A 16708-nucleotide genomic window follows, 5' to 3' on the forward strand; every position below is an offset into this window, starting at 1 on the left:
GCAAAGTGCCGTTTACGTCAACGTCAACTATATTGTAGCGTGCCTTGTCCGTGCTGCAGCACAGAAAAATACGCCCCACATGGCGCAATTTGGCGATTTAGGCAACAGTTGCTGAAAATAAATTGATTCTTCTACCGCAAACACGTTTAAGATCGAGAGTTGGTGGCCAAGATGACACCAAAAAGAGCTTTCCTGGCGTAACGGCGGCATTTTTTCGCTAGGATCGCAGTAAAATTTTTTTGGGCCTGATTTTGCCATCCGGCACGACGAAAAAACAACGTTTCACTATGAAAACGTCAACTAATTTGTTTCAATATTAAAAACAAGATGGCTGTTATGAAAACTTTGTCCATAGGAAATTGTATGACATGGGCATTGCGCTAATCGGTGGAGGCGGGCATTATCCGATACCGTACGTTGTAATGCCAAACCGAGGCTTTGAATCGTGCTGCAGTGCGAAAATCAAGGCTAGCCGCGAATTTCACCCGAAGCCACGCAGGATAACAAGAGAAAATTCGGCCCAGGTTTTCATCCGAAAAGCCCCGCCGGAGTGTAAATTGTTAATTGATGCATTTTTCAAATGTAACAATCTGTATGGTCATTCAAGAAACTGACTTTCATGTTACAACATGAAATAGTACACCTATGAATTCTTCTAACGAACGCGAAAGCTTCAGCCAGCGACTTCAGTTGGCTCTCAAAAACGCCCATTATTCTCCAGACAGCCCGACCAGACTGGCACGGGAATTCAATATCCGTTTCGACGGGCGTCCGATTACCGTGCATGCTGCTAGGAAATGGTTAGTAGGTGAAGCAATTCCCACGCAAGAGAAATTGCGCATGATTGCCCAATGGTTGGGCGTTCCTGCGGAATGGTTGCGTTTTGGCGGCCCGGAAAGTGCCACGCCGAATGGTGAAGCGGGCAGCGCCTTATCGCGTTTTGAGTCCGCCGATGTAAAATTAATTGCCGATTTGCAAAGATTGGATGAACATCATCGTCAAATCGCGCGTGAATTTATTCGCATGTTGGTACGCGTCAACTACCAAAAGTAACCATTCAAGCCCTCCCGGGCTGGCGCCGTCCGCTTTTTGCTGGCGGCGCATCTCCTGTTCTTCTATTTGCGCAGAGTCATACTGGAGCCATGATTTTGCCGCACAATAAGACCTCGTATGTTGCGCTGCAGCGAAATTATTTGAGAATAATCCCGCCTGCAGCGGCGCAGCGAACAATAGCAGCGCATAATCACATCAGAAACAGCCAGTTCATCCACCACGGAGCCGAGCATTTGAGCCGTCTTATGAAAAGTAACTACAGCAATACCGCGCAGCTGAAAGACTTGATGACCGTGCCTCCCATGACCGCCGCGCAACATGCGGAAGTGATGCGAAAACGGATCGCCCACCGCAGGATGGTTGAAGAAGCCAGGGACTTGAAACAGGCCAGCGCCCAACAGTTCGAGAAGCGTTAATGAAGAATGCCTGACCAAAACTACTGCGCGTCGGAATAGGTGGTCTGCGATGCTCACCGTGCTTGAGCACGGTTGCGCTTCTCGACCACCTCTTCCTTCCGCTCGCTACGCTTTTGTCAGGCATCGTAGCGTGTGTAGTTTGTCAGTTTGTTGCTGTCTGGTTTGGCGCTTTCAAGTCAGTCCAGCCCAGCGCGGTGCCAGGCCATGTTCAATGCCGAGCAGGTCGATGACGCGCGCGACGGTGTGGTCGACCATCTCCGCAATGCTTTGCGGGTGGTGGTAAAAGCTGGGCAGGGGCGGAAAGATGATGCCGCCCATTTCAGTGACCATCGTCATATTGCGCAGGTGCGCCAGGTTGAACGGCGTTTCGCGCACCATCAGGATCAGGCGCCGGCGCTCCTTGAGCACCACATCGGCAGCGCGTGTGATCAGATTATCCGACAAGCCAAGGGCCACGGCTGCCAATGTCTTCATCGAGCACGGCGCCACGACCATGCCATCCGATTGAAATGAACCGCTGGCAATCGACGCGCCAATGTCGCGCAGCTTGTGCACCACGTGCGCCTGCGCTTCGACTTCCTTGCGCGCCATGCCGGTTTCCTGGTGCAAGGTCAACACGGCTGCGTCCGACAACACCAGATGCGTCTCGACGCCGGGGATGGCGCCTAGCAATTGCAGCAGCCGCAAGCCATACACGGCGCCCGTGGCGCCCGTGATGGCCACGACGATCCGCCGCGGCCGCTGCTGCAAACTATCAGGCATCGATCAGCGACTTCAGTTCGCCCGATTCAAACATTTCATTCATGATATCGGAACCACCGATGAACTCGCCTTTGACATACAGTTGCGGAATGGTTGGCCAGTTCGAGTAATCCTTGATGCCCTGGCGCACTTCCGGGTCATCGAGCACGTTGACGGTGGCGATGTTTTCCACGCCGCAGGCTTTCAGGATCTGGATGGCGCGGCCGGAAAAGCCGCACTGCGGGAATTGGGCCGTGCCCTTCATGAACAGCACGACCGGCGTGTTCGTCACGGTTTCTTTAATCCAGGTTTGTACGTCGCTCATAGCTGCCTCTGATGGGTAAATAAATAGATGGCGTCATTTTATAAGAAAACGACGCCACGGGTACGCGCTCAGGTCATATATTGAGCAAGTGCGCCACGCTGGCGTCTATAACTGCTTGCCCAGACAGGCCGATTGCGCGGCGCCCACGTATTTTCCCCACGCGGCAACGCTTGCATAGCCGTGCCTGGCATAAAAGGCCAGCGCGCGGACATTTGCTACGCGGGTGGACAAGTGCAGCCACGCATAGCCGTGCAGGTGCGCCTGCGCCTCCACATGCGCCAGCAGGGCCGCGCCCACGCCACCCTGGCCGGGGCGCGCATACATGCGCTTGAGCTCAGCGGTGGGGCTGTCCTGTTCGCCCAGCGGACGCAGGGCGGCGCAGCCGAGCAGTGCGCCAGCGGCATCGCGGGCGATATAGAAGCCGCCGCGCTGCGTTGCCGCCTCGGCATCGAACGAAGAACGGCCACTGTCGCCATTGATGCGCAGCAATGCTGCCGATAATTCATCGAGCAGCAGCTGGGCATCAAAGCCGGCGGCGTCCACCGCCAGCACGACGATGTCATGCCTGGCGGCCACGTGCTTAGCCGCGCAGCTTGGCGAACGCGGCGGCCATGCTGCCGGCCGGCTCGGGCGCATTGCGCGTTTGCGACTGGTGCTGCGCCATGCTGCGGCGGTCGTTGCGGTCGCCCTTTTGCTCGGGCTTGCTGCCCGCTTGCGGCGCGCTGTCCGTCAAACGCATGGTCAGCGCGATGCGCTTGCGCTTTTCATCGACTTCCAGCACTTTCACGCGCACCACCTGGCCCGCCTTCACCACCGTGTGCGGGTCTTTCACGAAGGTGTTCGACAGGGCCGAAATGTGCACCAGGCCATCCTGGTGCACGCCGATGTCGACAAAGGCGCCAAAGGCGGCCACGTTGGTGACCACGCCCTCCAAAATCATGTCCGGACGCAAGTCGCGGATTTCTTCCACACCTTCCTTGAAGGTGGCGGTGGTAAATTCCGGACGCGGGTCGCGGCCCGGCTTTTCCAGCTCCTTCAAGATGTCAGAGATGGTCGGCACGCCGAAAGTTTCATCGGCGTATTTGATCGGGCTCAAGGTTTTCAACAGCGCCGTTTCGCCGATGACGGCCTTGATGTCTTTCTTGATGTCAGCCAGGATCTTTTCCACCAGCGGGTACGACTCCGGGTGGACGGCCGAAGCGTCCAGCGGATTGTCGCCACCCATCACGCGCAAAAAGCCGGCTGCCTGCTCGAACGTTTTATCGCCCAGGCGCGGCACGGCTTTCAGCGCCGCGCGCGAGGTGAAGGCGCCCTTCATGTCACGGTAGCTGACGATGCTTTGCGCCACGCTGGCCGACAGGCCCGAGACGCGCGCCAGCAGGGGTGCCGAGGCCGTATTCACGTCCACGCCCACGGCATTCACGCAGTCTTCCACCACGGCATCGAGCGAGCGGGCCAGCTGGCTTTGACTCACGTCATGCTGGTACTGGCCCACGCCGATCGATTTCGGGTCGATTTTCACCAGCTCGGCCAGCGGATCTTGCAGGCGGCGCGCAATCGAGACGGCACCGCGCAGCGTCACATCCATGTCCGGCAACTCCTTCGAGGCGAACTCGGACGCCGAATACACCGACGCGCCCGCTTCCGAGACGACGATCTTCGTCATCTTCGCTTCCGGGTGCTGCTTGATCAAGTCCTGCGCCAGTTTATCGGTCTCGCGCGAAGCGGTGCCGTTGCCGATCGAAATCAGGGACACATTGTGCTTGGCGGCAAGACGGCCCAGCGTATGCAGGGAGCCGTCCCAGTCATTCTTCGGCTGGTGCGGGTAGATCACGGCCGTGTCGACCACCTTGCCGGTGGCGTCCACCACGGCGACCTTGACGCCCGTGCGCAGGCCAGGGTCCAGGCCCATGGTGGCGCGCTGGCCGGCGGGTGCGGCCAGCAGCAGTGCTTTCAGGTTGGTGGCGAAGACATTGATGGCGTCCAGTTCCGAGCGTTCGCGCAGCGCGCCCATCAGTTCCGTTTCCAGGTGCATGAAGCTTTTCACGCGCCAGGTCCAGCGCGCCGTGTCCGCCAGCCATTTATCGGCAGGGCGGCCTTGTTGCTTGATGCCGAAACGGACGGCGATGCGGCCTTCGCACGGATTGTGCGGCGCATCCCATTTTGGTTTTTCCGCTTCCGTATCCAGGCGCAAGATGACGTCGAGTATGCCTTCGCGGCGCCCGCGCAGCAGTGCCAGCGCACGGTGCGATGGCACCGTGGCAATTGTTTCCGAATAGTCAAAATAATCGGCGAATTTCTCGCCTTCGTCCTGCTTGCCTTCCACCACTTTCGATTCCACGATGCCATGTTCCTGCACGTACTCGCGCAAGGTTTGCAGCAGGGTCGCGTCTTCGGCGAAACGCTCCATCAAGATCTGGCGCGCGCCATCGAGGGCTGCCTTGGTGTCGGCCACGCCTGGATTGTTGCCGTCGGCACTAGTAAACGCCTCGCGCAGGAACTTGCCCGCTTCCATTTCCGGCGTCAGCTCCGGATTGCCCAGCAAGCCGTCGGCCAGCGGCGTCAAGCCCGCTTCGATGGCGATCTGCGCCTTGGTGCGGCGTTTTTGCTTGTACGGCAAATATAAATCTTCCAGGCGCGTCTTGTCTTCCGCATGCATGACGGCGTCGAGCAACTCGGGCGTCATCTTGTTCTGTTCCGTGATCGAGGCCACGATGGCGGCGCGGCGCTCTTCCAGTTCGCGCAGGTAGCGCAAGCGCTCTTCGAGCAGGCGCAGCTGGATATCGTCGAGGCCGCCGGTCGCTTCCTTGCGGTAACGGGCGATGAAGGGCACGGTGGCGCCTTCGTCGAGCAATTCGATGGCGGCGGCAACCTGCACCGGTTTGGCGGCAAGTTCAAGGGCAAGGCGTTGTTCGATAGTGGGCAGCATGGTTGTTTCCAGAGCGATCAAGCTTGGAATGATACGCAATCGGTGCGATTGCGCAATCTTGACAGCGCAAATGGACTGTGCGTTGACGGACAAGCCCAGCCTGCAACAAAAATGCTGGCCGAAGTGGCAACCGTGCCAGCCTGATAAAACGTGTGCAGACGGCAAAAAATGGCTGATTGCAGGCCGTTTTCGCCGCCTGCAGGGCCGGAGTGTCGTATTAAATACTTATTTTTTAGGCATCACACATGAAAACTGCGCAAACAGCGTGCGTGAATCAAGCCAGCAAGGCCGGTATGGCGGATAATATTGCCTGTTGCCGATTTGGATACGACCTTTACACAATCATGCGCCCCATGGATTTTACCCGCGACGAAACCAGTGAAACCCCAGTTGCCCCGGCCAGTACGCCGGGTGCGCCTTTGCCGTATGCCGTCGCCACCTGGCTGCAGCGGGTGGAGGCAGCCGCCCATCCGAAGGCCGTGCTGAGCATTGCCGAACCCGACCCAAAACTCAACCAGCATCGCCTGATCTACGTGCTGGCGCCCACCAGCGGCGGCCGCCACGTGGCGCTGTGCCTGTACAAGGCGCGCTTGCGGCCGAATGGCGATGTGGCGGCGGCGAGTCCGATCAGCGAAATTTTCTCGCTGCTGTCGGCGCCGCCGAGCTTTCTTACGCCAGCCGACGAAGACCTCGTGCGTTTCTTCGTGGCCATGCGCAGCGGGCAAAATTCGCAGACGGGCAGCGCCACGGAGCCCAAGGGCAAGGTGGGCGCGGCCCTGCTGAAAATGTTGGCCGAGCAAGATAAGCTGTTGTGGGCCAATTCCTGGGCCGATGTGGGCAATGGCCTCGTGTATCCATTGAAGGAAGGTCCCGTGCGTCCCGCCCGCCTGTTCTGGCGCGACGAAGGCAAGACCATGCGCCTGGGCTGGCAAGTCGATCCGCCGGAAGGCGCGAAGCACCATGGTGCCGACCAGATCGACTACATGCTGCCCACCGATCCGCCATGGTATATCGACAATCTGTCGTGCGGCGTGCTGGAGCTGAACCAGGGCGGTTCCGACATTTCCCTGGCCGACTTGCAGGCGCTGGTGGCGCAGGCGCCGCCGCTCAACGCGAACGACAAGGTGCGCGTCTCGCAATTGCTGCTGGCGCAGGGCTTGCAGCATTTGATGCCGTTGCCGCAACCGTTGCCGCAGCGCTTGCGCAAGGATGTGCCGGCGCAACCGGTGTTGCTGATGGACAGCGCCATGCTGGCCGACGGCAGCATCCAGCGCTGGCAGGACTTTGCCGTGCTGTCCTACGACTACGATGGCGAGCGCGTCTCGTTCGACCCCGCGCAGCGCGTGGTGCGCCAGGTGGGCGAAGTGACGGAAATTATCCAGAGAAATACGGCGGACGAGGCGCGCGCGCTGGCCACCCTGGCCGAGCTGCAATTCAAGAAGCCGGGCTCTGCGCCCTTGAGCGGCTTGAAGGGCGCTCAGCTGTTGCCTGGCCAGGCGCAATGGCTGCGTTTTGCCGAGTCCGGCATTGACGCTTTGCAAGAGCAGGGATGGATCGTTGAAAAGACGGCCAAGTACCGCTACGACGTCAGCGATGTGGACGACTGGTATGCGGACATCGATGACCAGGACCCGGACAGCGGCAACGCCTGGTTCGAGCTGGAACTGGGCATCGTCGTCAACCACCAGCGCGTGCCGCTGCTGCCCGTGCTGGTGCAGCTGATCCGCAACGCGCCCAACGATTTCAATCCGAAAGTCATCGAAGCGCATGCCGACGACGACCACATGCTGGCGACCTTGCCCGATGGCACGCGCGTGGCCCTGCCATGGGGCCGGGTGCGTCCCATCTTGAACACGCTGGGGGAACTCTACTTCAGCGACAAGATCAAACATGCCGTGCGCATGTCGACGCTGGATGCGGCGCGCCTGGAAGAGCTGGCGCGAGGGCTGGAGCTGCGCTGGACGGGTGGCGAGCGATTGCGCGCCATGGGCCGCAAGCTGAGCCAGTTCGGTTCCGTGCAAAAAGTGCCAGCCCCTGCCGGCTTGCAGGCGACCTTGCGCGATTACCAGGCGGACGGCCTGGCGTGGATGCAATTCCTGCGCGACCATGACCTGGCCGGCATCCTTGCCGATGACATGGGGCTGGGCAAGACCGTGCAAACCCTGGCGCATATCCTGGTGGAAAAGGAAGCGGGCCGTTTGACGCATCCGGCGCTGGTGATCGCGCCCACCAGCCTGATGGGCAACTGGCAGGACGAGGCGGCCAAGTTTGCGCCCAGCCTGAAGGTGCTGTTATTGCAAGGCAAGGACCGCGCGCAGCAATTCGACCAGATCGATCAATGCGACCTGGTGCTGACCACGTACGCCTTGTTGCCGCGCGATGAGGAAACCTTGCGCGAGCATGATTTCCATCTGGTCATCCTGGACGAATCGCATTACATCAAGAATACGCGCAGCAAGGCGGCGCAAAGCGCGGGCCTGCTGCGCGCGCGCCACCGGCTGTGCCTGTCCGGCACGCCGCTGGAAAACCACCTGGGGGAATTGTGGTCGCAATTTCACTTCCTGCTGCCGGGCTTGCTGGGCGACGAGAAAACCTTCAATACGCAGTTCCGCCATCCGATCGAACGCCAGGACGATCCGCTGCGCCGCATGCTGTTGAACCGCCGCATCAAGCCCTTCCTGCTGCGCCGCACGAAGGACAATGTGGCCAAGGAATTGCCGCCGAAGACGGAGATGGTGCGCAAGGTGGAACTGACGGGTCCGCAGCGCGACCTGTATGAAACCGTGCGTCTTGCGATGGATCAAAAAGTACGCGAAGAAATCGACAAGAAGGGCGTGGCGCGCAGCCAGATCGTCATCCTGGAAGCGCTGCTGAAACTGCGCCAGGTCTGTTGCGATCCGCGCCTGGTGAAATCCCTGCCGGCGAAGAAGCAATCGGCCGGTTCGGCCAAGCTGCTCGACCTGATGCAGATGGTGGAAGACTTGCTTGACGAAGGGCGCAAGATTCTCGTCTTCTCGCAATTTACCAGCATGCTGGAATTGATCGAAGAAGAGCTGGAATCGCGCGACATTCCCTACGCCTTGCTGACGGGCGACACCAAGGACCGGGGCGCGCAAGTGGCCGCCTTCCAGCAGGGCGCCGTGCCGATCTTCCTGATCAGCCTGAAAGCGGGCGGCGTGGGCCTGAACCTGACGGCTGCCGACACGGTCATCCACTACGATCCGTGGTGGAATCCGGCGGCGGAAAACCAGGCCACCGACCGCGCCTGGCGCATCGGCCAAGATAAGCCCGTGTTCGTCTACAAGCTGATCGCCAAGGGCACGCTGGAAGAAAAAATCCAGCTGCTGCAGCAAAAGAAAGCGGAACTGGCGCAATCGATCCTGGCCGAAGGCGAATCGCAAAAGATGGCCCTCACGCAGGAAGACTTGCAGCAGATTTTCGCGCCGCTAGAGGATTAAGGACACACGCCTGTTCCAGGCTGGCTCTATACTTGGCGATTCTATATTGCCAGGTGTAAAGCATGCTGCCCTTCCTCCTCTTGCTGCTTGCCGGCGTCATCCTGATGGCGCTGCGCTTTGTCCAGTTGCGCCGCGCCCTGCTGCGCGCGCGAGCAGGCGAAACACTGTTCCGCCTGCTCGCTGAACACAGCCGCGACGCGGCTTTCCTGCTCGACGCCACGACCCTGGAATTGATTTACATCAGTCCCGCCGCGCAGCGCGTGACAGGTTATGGCTTGCCCATGCTGCGCGAGCATGCGGCGCGCCTGGCGGTGGACGTGCCTGCCCGCTTGCAGCGCTGGCGCGACGGCGATAGCAGCCGCTTGACCCTGCTGCGCGAAGTGGCATTGCCGCATGCCGACGGGCATGTGCTGGCGCTGGAAATCAGTTCCACCATCGTACCCGCTGCAGCGGGGCGTGGCGTGAGCGTGGCGGGCAGCGTGCGCGATGTCAGCGAAGCGCAGGCGCAGGAAGCTGCGCGCGAGCACGAGCAAAAACGCTTCGCCTCCATGCTGTCGCACGAATTTCGCACGCCGCTGGCCACCATCGATGGCGCCATCCAGCGCCTGGTGTCGACCTCCGCGCAGGCCGACGAGGCCACGCGCAAGCGCTATGTGAAAATCCAGACGGCCGTCGACCGCCTGCTGGGCATGATAGACGAGTATCTGTCGCCCGAGCGCATGGCGGCGATTGGCCGCGAGCGTGCCGCCGACGGCATCGCGCCGCTGGCCTTGCTGCAGCAGGCGGCCGCCAATGTACCGGCCAGCCATGGCGTGCAGCTGGAACTGGACGAAGACTTGCCGCTCAAACTGCGCTGTGACGTACCCGGCATGGCGCTGTGCCTGAAAATCTTGCTGGACAACGCCGTCAAGTTCAGCCCGCCGGGCAGCGGCATCACCCTGTCGGCCGGCTTGGCGTCCGAGGGCGGCGTGGCACTGTGCGTGCGCGACGCGGGGCCCGGCATACCAGAGGAAGAATTGGCACATCTGTTTGAAAAAGGATGGCGCGGTGCCCATGCGGCGCATCCGGGCGCGGGCCTGGGCTTGTACATGGCGCGTGCCGTCGTCGAGGTACATGGCGGGAGTTTGCACGGGCATAATCTGCCCGCAGGCGGCGCGCTTTTCCGCATTTGGCTGCCCCTTCCTGTCCCGGCAGGGAAAAGCCTTGCTTCCGCTGACGGCAACCGTGATAATTCCTTGACGTAAACCTAGTGCGCCGTCCATCATGGTGCAGAAGTCACTGGCACGGTTTGCCCACGGCAGCTCACTAACAGAAGAATGGCGTAGCAATGACGAAAATATTGATCGTCGAAGACAATCTCGACTACGCCGAAGACATGGCGGAGTTCCTCGTTGAGCGCGAGCATGAAGTGCATATCACCAGCTCCGCTGGCGGCATGTGGACTGCGCTCAGCCATGGTAATGTAGGCGTGGTGGTGCTGGACCTGGGTTTGCCTGACGAGGACGGTTTCAACGTCATCCCCCGCATGCGCCAGCTGTATCCGCACATCGGCGTGCTAGTGCTGACGGGACGCGTCGCTTTCGACAGCCGCATCCTGGGCCTGCGCCTGGGCGCCGACCATTACCTGACCAAGCCGATCAAATTCCCCGAACTGGCCGCGCACATCGAGGCGCTCGACCGCCGCGTCGGTCCGCAAGACCCGCTGCCTGAACCGGGCCGCTGGACCTTGAAAGTAAGCGCTCGCCAACTCGAATTGATGGGCGCCGTAATCGCGCTGACGGAAAAAGAATTCAACTTCCTGCACCTGCTGACGATTAACACCCGCCCAGTGCCGCGCGACGTCATCGTGGCCGGCATGGGCGGCGAAGACCCCGATGCGGGCCGCCGTGTCGATATGCTGGTGTACCGCCTGCGCAAGAAGGCCAAGACCGGCCTGGGCCAGGACCTGCCCCTGCGCAGCGCGTATGGCGAGGGTTACAGCCTGTCAGCCAGCTTCAATCTGTCCTGATTGCCACTTCCTGCCGCTTCCTGCCACCCCACAACGCGGTGGCGGTATAAATAGGGACATAGCCGCCCGCTTTTTCGAACGCTTGAAATAAATCAGGGTCAGAGTCGCGCTGTGCACGGCAGAGTGTGTAAAATCAAGGCCTTAGCCTTCATTGACTGACCCTGCCATGGCCCGTTTGCCCCGCCTCATCATCCCCGCACTTCCCCATTACGTGATCCAGCGCGGCAACAATCGCCAGAGCGTATTCCAGGATACGGCGGATTACGCGCAATTTCTATCCTGGCTGAAAACGGGGGCGAAAATGTTCAAGGTGGCCATCCACGCCTATGTTTTATTGCCGGATCAGCTACATTTACTGGCCACTCCCAGCGATGCAACGGGCCTGGGGCAACTGATGCAGTGGCTGGGGCGCTATTACGTGCCGTATTTCAACCAGAAATATGCGCGCGTAGGCGGCTTGTGGCAGGGACGCTACAAAACGGCCGTCATCGATCCCGACAATTTCTTCCTCCTGTGCTGCCGCTACCTGGAATCCGTGCCCGTGCAAATGGGCCTGGCAGGGCAGGCGCTGGATCACGCCTGGTCCAGTTATGCCCACCATGCGGGCATCCGCGCCGATCCCGTCATCACCGACCACGCGCTGTACTGGGCGCTGGGCAACACGCCGTTCGACCGCGAGGCAGCCTATCTGCGCCTGTTCGAGCAGGGCCTGGGTCGCAGCCAGGTGAAAACGCTGGAACAGGCCGTATTGAAGGGCTGGCCGCTGGGTTCCGACGCTTTCAAGCAGGTGCTGGAACTGAAAATGCATCGGCAAGTGCTGCCCGCCAAGCGGGGCCGCCCGCGCAAAATCGTGGCCGAATCGGGCGCAGACTGAAACGCATTTGCATTTAAAACAAATATTACTTACTTCCTGATCTTTTATTGAGATCGCATTGACTATGTCCCTATTAAATTTTATGGACGACGGAAATAAATTTAATTCGACTCCGACCCTAATTGTTCTGGTTGAGTTTTTTGTTGCGTTGCACTACTCTAGCTTTTCGATATCCATATGCAGCGGAGAAGCCCATGAAAGCGCAAGGCCTGTACGACCCAGCCAATGAACACGATGCCTGCGGCGTCGGTTTCGTCGCCCATATCAAGGGCAACAAGACCCATTCGATCGTCGAGCAGGGCTTGCTGATCCTGAAAAACCTCGATCACCGGGGCGCCGTGGGCGCCGATGCGCTGATGGGCGATGGCGCCGGCATCCTGATCCAGATTCCAGACCAGTACTACCGCGAAGAAATGGCCAAGCAGGGCGTGGAATTGCCGCCGCCTGGCGAATACGGCGTGGGCATGGTCTTTTTGCCGAAAGAACACGCCTCGCGCATCGCTTGCGAACAGGAAATCGAACGCGCCGTGCGCATCGAAGGCCAGGTCGTCCTGGGCTGGCGCAACGTGCCCATCGATACCGACATGCCGATGTCGCCGACCGTACGCGCCAAAGAACCGGTCATCCGTCAGATCTTCATCGGCCGCGGCCCGGATATCATGGTCACCGACGCGCTCGAGCGCAAACTGTATGTGATCCGCAAATCGTCGGGCCACGCCATCCAGGCCTTGAAGCTGCTGCACGGCAAGGAATTCTTCGTACCGTCGATGTCGGCGCGCACGATTGTGTATAAAGGCTTGCTGCTGGCCGACCAGGTGGGCGTGTACTACAAGGACTTGCAGGACGCGCGCTGCATCTCGGCCCTGGCCCTGGTGCACCAGCGTTTCTCGACGAATACTTTCCCGGAATGGCCGCTGGCCCACCCCTACCGCTTGATCGCGCACAATGGCGAGATCAACACGGTGAAGGGCAACTTCAACTGGATGCGCGCGCGCGAAGGCGTGATGAAGTCGGCCGTGCTGGGCGACGACCTGCAAAAATTGTTCCCGCTGATCTATGAAGGCCAGTCCGACACGGCATGCTTCGACAATGCGCTCGAATTGCTGCTGATGGCCGGCTACCCGATCGCCCAGGCGATGATGATGATGATTCCGGAAGCGTGGGAAAACCACACGACGATGGATGACAACCGCCGCGCCTTCTATGAATACCACGCGGCCATGATGGAACCGTGGGACGGCCCTGCCGCCATGGCGTTCACCGACGGACGCCATATCGGCGGCACCCTGGACCGCAATGGCTTGCGCCCGGCCCGCTACATCGTCACCGACGACGACCTGGTGGTGATGGCATCCGAATCGGGCGTGCTGCCGATTCCTGAGTCGAAAATCATCCAGAAATGGCGTTTGCAGCCTGGCAAGATGTTCCTGATCGACCTGGAAGCGGGCCGCATCATCGACGACCAGGAACTGAAAAACACCTACGCCAACGCCAAGCCATACAAGGCGTGGATCAACTCGGTGCGCATCAAGCTCGACGAGATCAAGATGGCCGAAGGGCAAGCCAAGCAAGACCGCGCCCAGGGCGAAAAAGAGCAGCCATCGCTGCTGGACCGCCAGCAGGCGTTCGGCTACACCCAGGAAGACTTGAAGTTCCTCATGGCGCCGATGGCCGTGGCGGGCGAAGAAGCGACGGGCTCGATGGGCAATGACTCGCCGCTGGCCGTCATGTCGAACAAATTGAAACCGCTGTATAACTACTTCAAGCAGTTGTTCGCGCAAGTGACGAACCCGCCGATCGACCCGATCCGCGAAGCGATGGTGATGTCGCTGGTATCGTTCATCGGCCCGAAACCGAACTTGTTAGATACCAACAACGTCAACCCGCCGATGCGCCTGGAAGTGGCGCAGCCCGTGCTGGGCTTTGACGACATGGCGCGTTTGCGCAACATCAGCGCGCACACGGGTGGCAAGTTCAAGTCGTACGAACTCGACATCTGCTACCCGCTGGCCTGGGGCAAGGAAGGCATTGAGGCCTGCCTGGCCTCGCTGTGCGCGGAAGCCGTCGATGCCGTCAAATCGGGCCACAACATTTTGATCGTCTCGGACCGCGCCATCTGCGCCGACCAGGTGGCGATCCCCGCGCTGCTGGCCACGTCGACCGTGCATCAGCATCTGGTCAGCAAGGGCTTGCGCGCTTCCACTGGCCTCGTCGTGGAAACGGGCTCGGCTCGCGAAACGCACCACTTCGCCTTGCTCGCTGGCTATGGCGCGGAAGCCGTCCACCCGTATCTGGCCATGGAAACCCTGGTCGAGATGGCGCACGGCTTGCCGGGCGACTTGTCGGGCGACAAAGCCATCTACAACTATACCAAGGCAGTGGGCAAAGGCTTGATGAAAGTCATGTCGAAGATGGGCATTTCGACGTATATGTCGTACTGCGGCGCGCAGATTTTCGAAGCCATCGGCCTCAACAAGTCGCTGGTCGACAAGTATTTCAAGGGCACGGCCTCGAACGTGGAAGGCATCGGCGTGTTTGAAGTGGCGGAAGAAGCGCTGCGCCTGCACGCGCTGGCCTTCGGCAACGATCCCGTGCTGGCCGACAAGCTCGACGCGGGCGGCGAATATGCGTTCCGCGTGCGCGGTGAAGACCACATGTGGACGCCGGACGCGATTGCGAAATTGCAGCACTCCACGCGCAGCAACAATTTCTCCAGCTACAAGGAGTACGCGCAGATCATCAACGACCAGAGCCGTCGCCACCTGACCCTGCGCGGCCTGTTCGAGTTCAAGCTCGATCCGACCAAGGCGATACCGCTCGATGAAGTGGAACCGGCCAAGGAAATCGTCAAGCGCTTCGCCACGGGCGCCATGTCGCTCGGTTCCATCAGCACGGAAGCGCACGCGACATTGGCTGTCGCCATGAACCGCATCGGCGGCAAGTCGAATACGGGCGAAGGCGGCGAAGATCCGAACCGCTACATGCAGGAATTGAAGGGCATCCCGATCCGCCAGGGCGACACCATGGCCTCCATCGTGGGCAGCGAGCAGATCGTCGTCGATATTGCCCTGCAGGAAGGCGATTCCATGCGCTCGCGCATCAAGCAGGTGGCGTCGGGGCGTTTCGGCGTCACGGCCGCCTACCTGAACTCGGCCGACCAGATCCAGATCAAGATGGCGCAGGGCGCGAAACCGGGCGAAGGCGGCCAGTTGCCGGGCCATAAGGTGTCCGAATACATCGCCAGCCTGCGCTTTTCCGTGCCGGGCGTGGGCCTGATTTCGCCGCCGCCGCACCACGATATCTATTCGATCGAAGACCTGGCGCAGCTGATCCATGACTTGAAGAACGCCAATCCACGCGCCTCGATTTCCGTCAAACTGGTGTCGGAAGTGGGCATCGGCACGGTGGCCGCCGGCGTCACCAAGGCCAAGGCCGACCACGTGGTCGTCGCTGGCCACGACGGCGGCACGGGCGCCTCGCCTTTGTCGTCCGTCAAACATGCGGGCACGCCGTGGGAGCTGGGCCTGGCAGAAACGCAACAGACGCTGGTGCTGAACGGGCTGCGCAGCCGCATCCGCGTGCAGGCCGACGGCCAGATGAAGACGGGCCGCGACGTGGTCATCGCCGCACTGCTGGGCGCCGACGAGATCGGCTTCGCCACGGCGCCGCTGGTGGTCGAAGGCTGCATCATGATGCGTAAATGCCACTTGAATACCTGCCCGGTGGGCGTGGCCACGCAAGATCCGGTGCTGCGCGCCAAGTTCTCGGGTAAGCCGGAATACGTCGTCAATTACTTCTTCTTCGTTGCCGAAGAAGCCCGTCAACTGATGGCGCAGCTGGGCATCCGTACCTATGACGAGCTGATCGGCCGCGTCGACTTGCTGGATAAATCGAAGGCGATCACGCACTGGAAGGCGCAGGGCCTGGACTTCTCGGCCATCTTCTACAAGCCGGAAACGACGGGCGAGCAAGCCGTCCGCCACGTGGAAAACCAGGATCACGCGCTGGAAAAGGCGCTCGACCACAAGCTGATCGCGCAAGCGCGCGCGGCGCTGGAAAAGGGCGAGCGCGTCTCGTTCATTTCGCCGGTGCGCAACGTCAACCGCACGGTGGGCACCATGCTGTCCGGTGAAGTGGCGAAGAAATATGGCCACGCCGGCTTGCCGGACGACACCATCCACATCCAGTTGCAAGGCACGGCGGGCCAGTCGGCCTGCGCCTTCCTGGCGCACGGCATCACCATCGACCTGGTGGGCGAGGGCAACGATTACGTGGGTAAAGGCCTCTCGGGCGGACGCATCATCGTGCGCCCGAACACGGAATTCCGTGGCTGGGCGGTGGACAACATCATCATCGGCAACACGGTGCTGTACGGCGCCATCGCCGGCGAAGCGTTCTTCAATGGCGTGGCCGGCGAACGCTTTGCCGTGCGCAACTCGGGCGCCACCACGGTAGTCGAGGGCCTGGGCGACCATGGCTGCGAATACATGACGGGCGGCACGGTAGTGGTCCTGGGCAATACGGGACGCAACTTTGCGGCCGGCATGTCGGGCGGCATCGCCTACGTGTATGACCCTGCCGGCGACTTTGCCAGCCGATGCAACACGGCCATGGTCAGCCTCGACAAGGTCGTGTCTGCTACAGAACAGCACGTCGACCGCGACGCCTGGCATAGCCAGCACCGCGATGGCGCGCCGGAAGCCGATGAAGTGATCCTCAAGCGCCTGATCGAGCGTCACTTCAAGCACACGGGCAGCACCCGCGCCCGCGCCCTGCTCGACGACTGGGCAGCGGCCCGCGGCAAGTTCGTGAAAGTCTTCCCGAACGAATACAAGCGCGCGCTGATTGAAATGGCGGCCGATGCTGCCATGGAAGTACAAGCCGTCGCCGCCTGAGCCAGCCGA

At 60.7% G+C, this 16708-nt stretch carries 11 protein-coding genes; 7 read left to right on the forward strand and 4 right to left on the reverse strand.

The window, feature by feature from the left end; all coding sequences use genetic code 11:
- Window positions 1-645: 645 nt before the first annotated feature.
- On the forward strand, window positions 646-1053 hold the full coding sequence (locus ACQ4W6_RS17920; protein WP_034753756.1) for a hypothetical protein: 408 nt from the start codon (window positions 646-648) through the stop codon (window positions 1051-1053).
- A gap of 89 nt (window positions 1054-1142) precedes the next feature.
- A complete protein-coding gene (locus ACQ4W6_RS17925) occupies window positions 1143-1469 on the forward strand; it encodes a hypothetical protein (protein WP_436568658.1) in 327 nt (108 codons plus the stop codon).
- Window positions 1470-1640: 171 nt separating this feature from the next.
- Here ACQ4W6_RS17925 and ACQ4W6_RS17930 read toward each other — a convergent pair whose 3' ends face one another.
- The 4 genes from ACQ4W6_RS17930 to ACQ4W6_RS17945 form a co-directional block, all read right to left on the reverse strand.
- Complete coding sequence (locus ACQ4W6_RS17930; RefSeq protein WP_436568529.1) at window positions 1641-2231, reverse strand: UbiX family flavin prenyltransferase; 591 nt, start codon at window positions 2229-2231, stop codon at window positions 1641-1643.
- Window positions 2224-2535 carry a Grx4 family monothiol glutaredoxin gene (gene grxD / locus ACQ4W6_RS17935; RefSeq protein ID WP_436476003.1) on the reverse strand — a complete coding sequence of 104 codons (312 nt, stop codon included), beginning with the start codon at window positions 2533-2535 and terminating at the stop codon, window positions 2224-2226. The genes ACQ4W6_RS17930 and grxD overlap by 8 nt, the downstream gene beginning before the upstream one ends.
- 105 nt (window positions 2536-2640) lie before the next feature.
- Entirely contained in the window at window positions 2641-3111 is a 471-nt protein-coding gene (locus ACQ4W6_RS17940) for a GNAT family N-acetyltransferase (protein ID WP_436568530.1), read from the reverse strand.
- Window positions 3112-3115: 4 nt separating this feature from the next.
- A complete protein-coding gene (locus tag ACQ4W6_RS17945) occupies window positions 3116-5464 on the reverse strand; it encodes a Tex family protein (RefSeq protein WP_436568531.1) in 2349 nt (782 codons plus the stop codon).
- Between the two features lie 353 nt (window positions 5465-5817).
- Between ACQ4W6_RS17945 and ACQ4W6_RS17950 the strand changes: the two genes are divergently transcribed.
- The 5 genes from ACQ4W6_RS17950 (at window position 5818) to ACQ4W6_RS17970 (ending at window position 16699) form a co-directional block, all read left to right on the forward strand.
- Window positions 5818-8922, forward strand: coding sequence for a DEAD/DEAH box helicase (locus ACQ4W6_RS17950; protein WP_436568532.1), 3105 nt, complete (start codon window positions 5818-5820; stop codon window positions 8920-8922).
- Window positions 8923-8984: 62 nt separating this feature from the next.
- Window positions 8985-10166 carry a PAS domain-containing sensor histidine kinase gene (locus tag ACQ4W6_RS17955; protein WP_436568533.1) on the forward strand — a complete coding sequence of 394 codons (1182 nt, stop codon included), beginning with the start codon at window positions 8985-8987 and terminating at the stop codon, window positions 10164-10166.
- 83 nt (window positions 10167-10249) lie between these two features.
- Entirely contained in the window at window positions 10250-10930 is a 681-nt protein-coding gene (locus ACQ4W6_RS17960; RefSeq protein WP_436568534.1) for a response regulator transcription factor, read from the forward strand.
- Between the two features lie 166 nt (window positions 10931-11096).
- A complete protein-coding gene (locus ACQ4W6_RS17965) occupies window positions 11097-11804 on the forward strand; it encodes a transposase (RefSeq protein ID WP_436568535.1) in 708 nt (235 codons plus the stop codon).
- A gap of 194 nt (window positions 11805-11998) precedes the next feature.
- A complete protein-coding gene (locus ACQ4W6_RS17970) occupies window positions 11999-16699 on the forward strand; it encodes a glutamate synthase-related protein (protein WP_436568536.1) in 4701 nt (1566 codons plus the stop codon).
- The last annotated feature ends 9 nt before the right edge of the window (window positions 16700-16708 follow it).

This window comes from Janthinobacterium woesei, assembly GCF_051380875.1.
Lineage (GTDB): Bacteria > Pseudomonadota > Gammaproteobacteria > Burkholderiales > Burkholderiaceae_D > Janthinobacterium.

Coding starts and splice junctions, on each gene's coding strand:
- grxD (WP_436476003.1), bottom strand. CDS start 2,535: ATGAGCGACGTACAAACCTGGATTAAAGAAACCGTGACGAACACGCCG.
- ACQ4W6_RS17920 (WP_034753756.1), top strand. CDS start 646: ATGAATTCTTCTAACGAACGCGAAAGCTTCAGCCAGCGACTTCAGTTG.
- ACQ4W6_RS17930 (WP_436568529.1), bottom strand. CDS start 2,231: ATGCCTGATAGTTTGCAGCAGCGGCCGCGGCGGATCGTCGTGGCCATC.
- ACQ4W6_RS17925 (WP_436568658.1), top strand. CDS start 1,143: ATGATTTTGCCGCACAATAAGACCTCGTATGTTGCGCTGCAGCGAAAT.
- ACQ4W6_RS17955 (WP_436568533.1), top strand. CDS start 8,985: ATGCTGCCCTTCCTCCTCTTGCTGCTTGCCGGCGTCATCCTGATGGCG.
- ACQ4W6_RS17950 (WP_436568532.1), top strand. CDS start 5,818: ATGGATTTTACCCGCGACGAAACCAGTGAAACCCCAGTTGCCCCGGCC.
- ACQ4W6_RS17960 (WP_436568534.1), top strand. CDS start 10,250: ATGACGAAAATATTGATCGTCGAAGACAATCTCGACTACGCCGAAGAC.
- ACQ4W6_RS17945 (WP_436568531.1), bottom strand. CDS start 5,464: ATGCTGCCCACTATCGAACAACGCCTTGCCCTTGAACTTGCCGCCAAA.
- ACQ4W6_RS17965 (WP_436568535.1), top strand. CDS start 11,097: ATGGCCCGTTTGCCCCGCCTCATCATCCCCGCACTTCCCCATTACGTG.
- ACQ4W6_RS17970 (WP_436568536.1), top strand. CDS start 11,999: ATGAAAGCGCAAGGCCTGTACGACCCAGCCAATGAACACGATGCCTGC.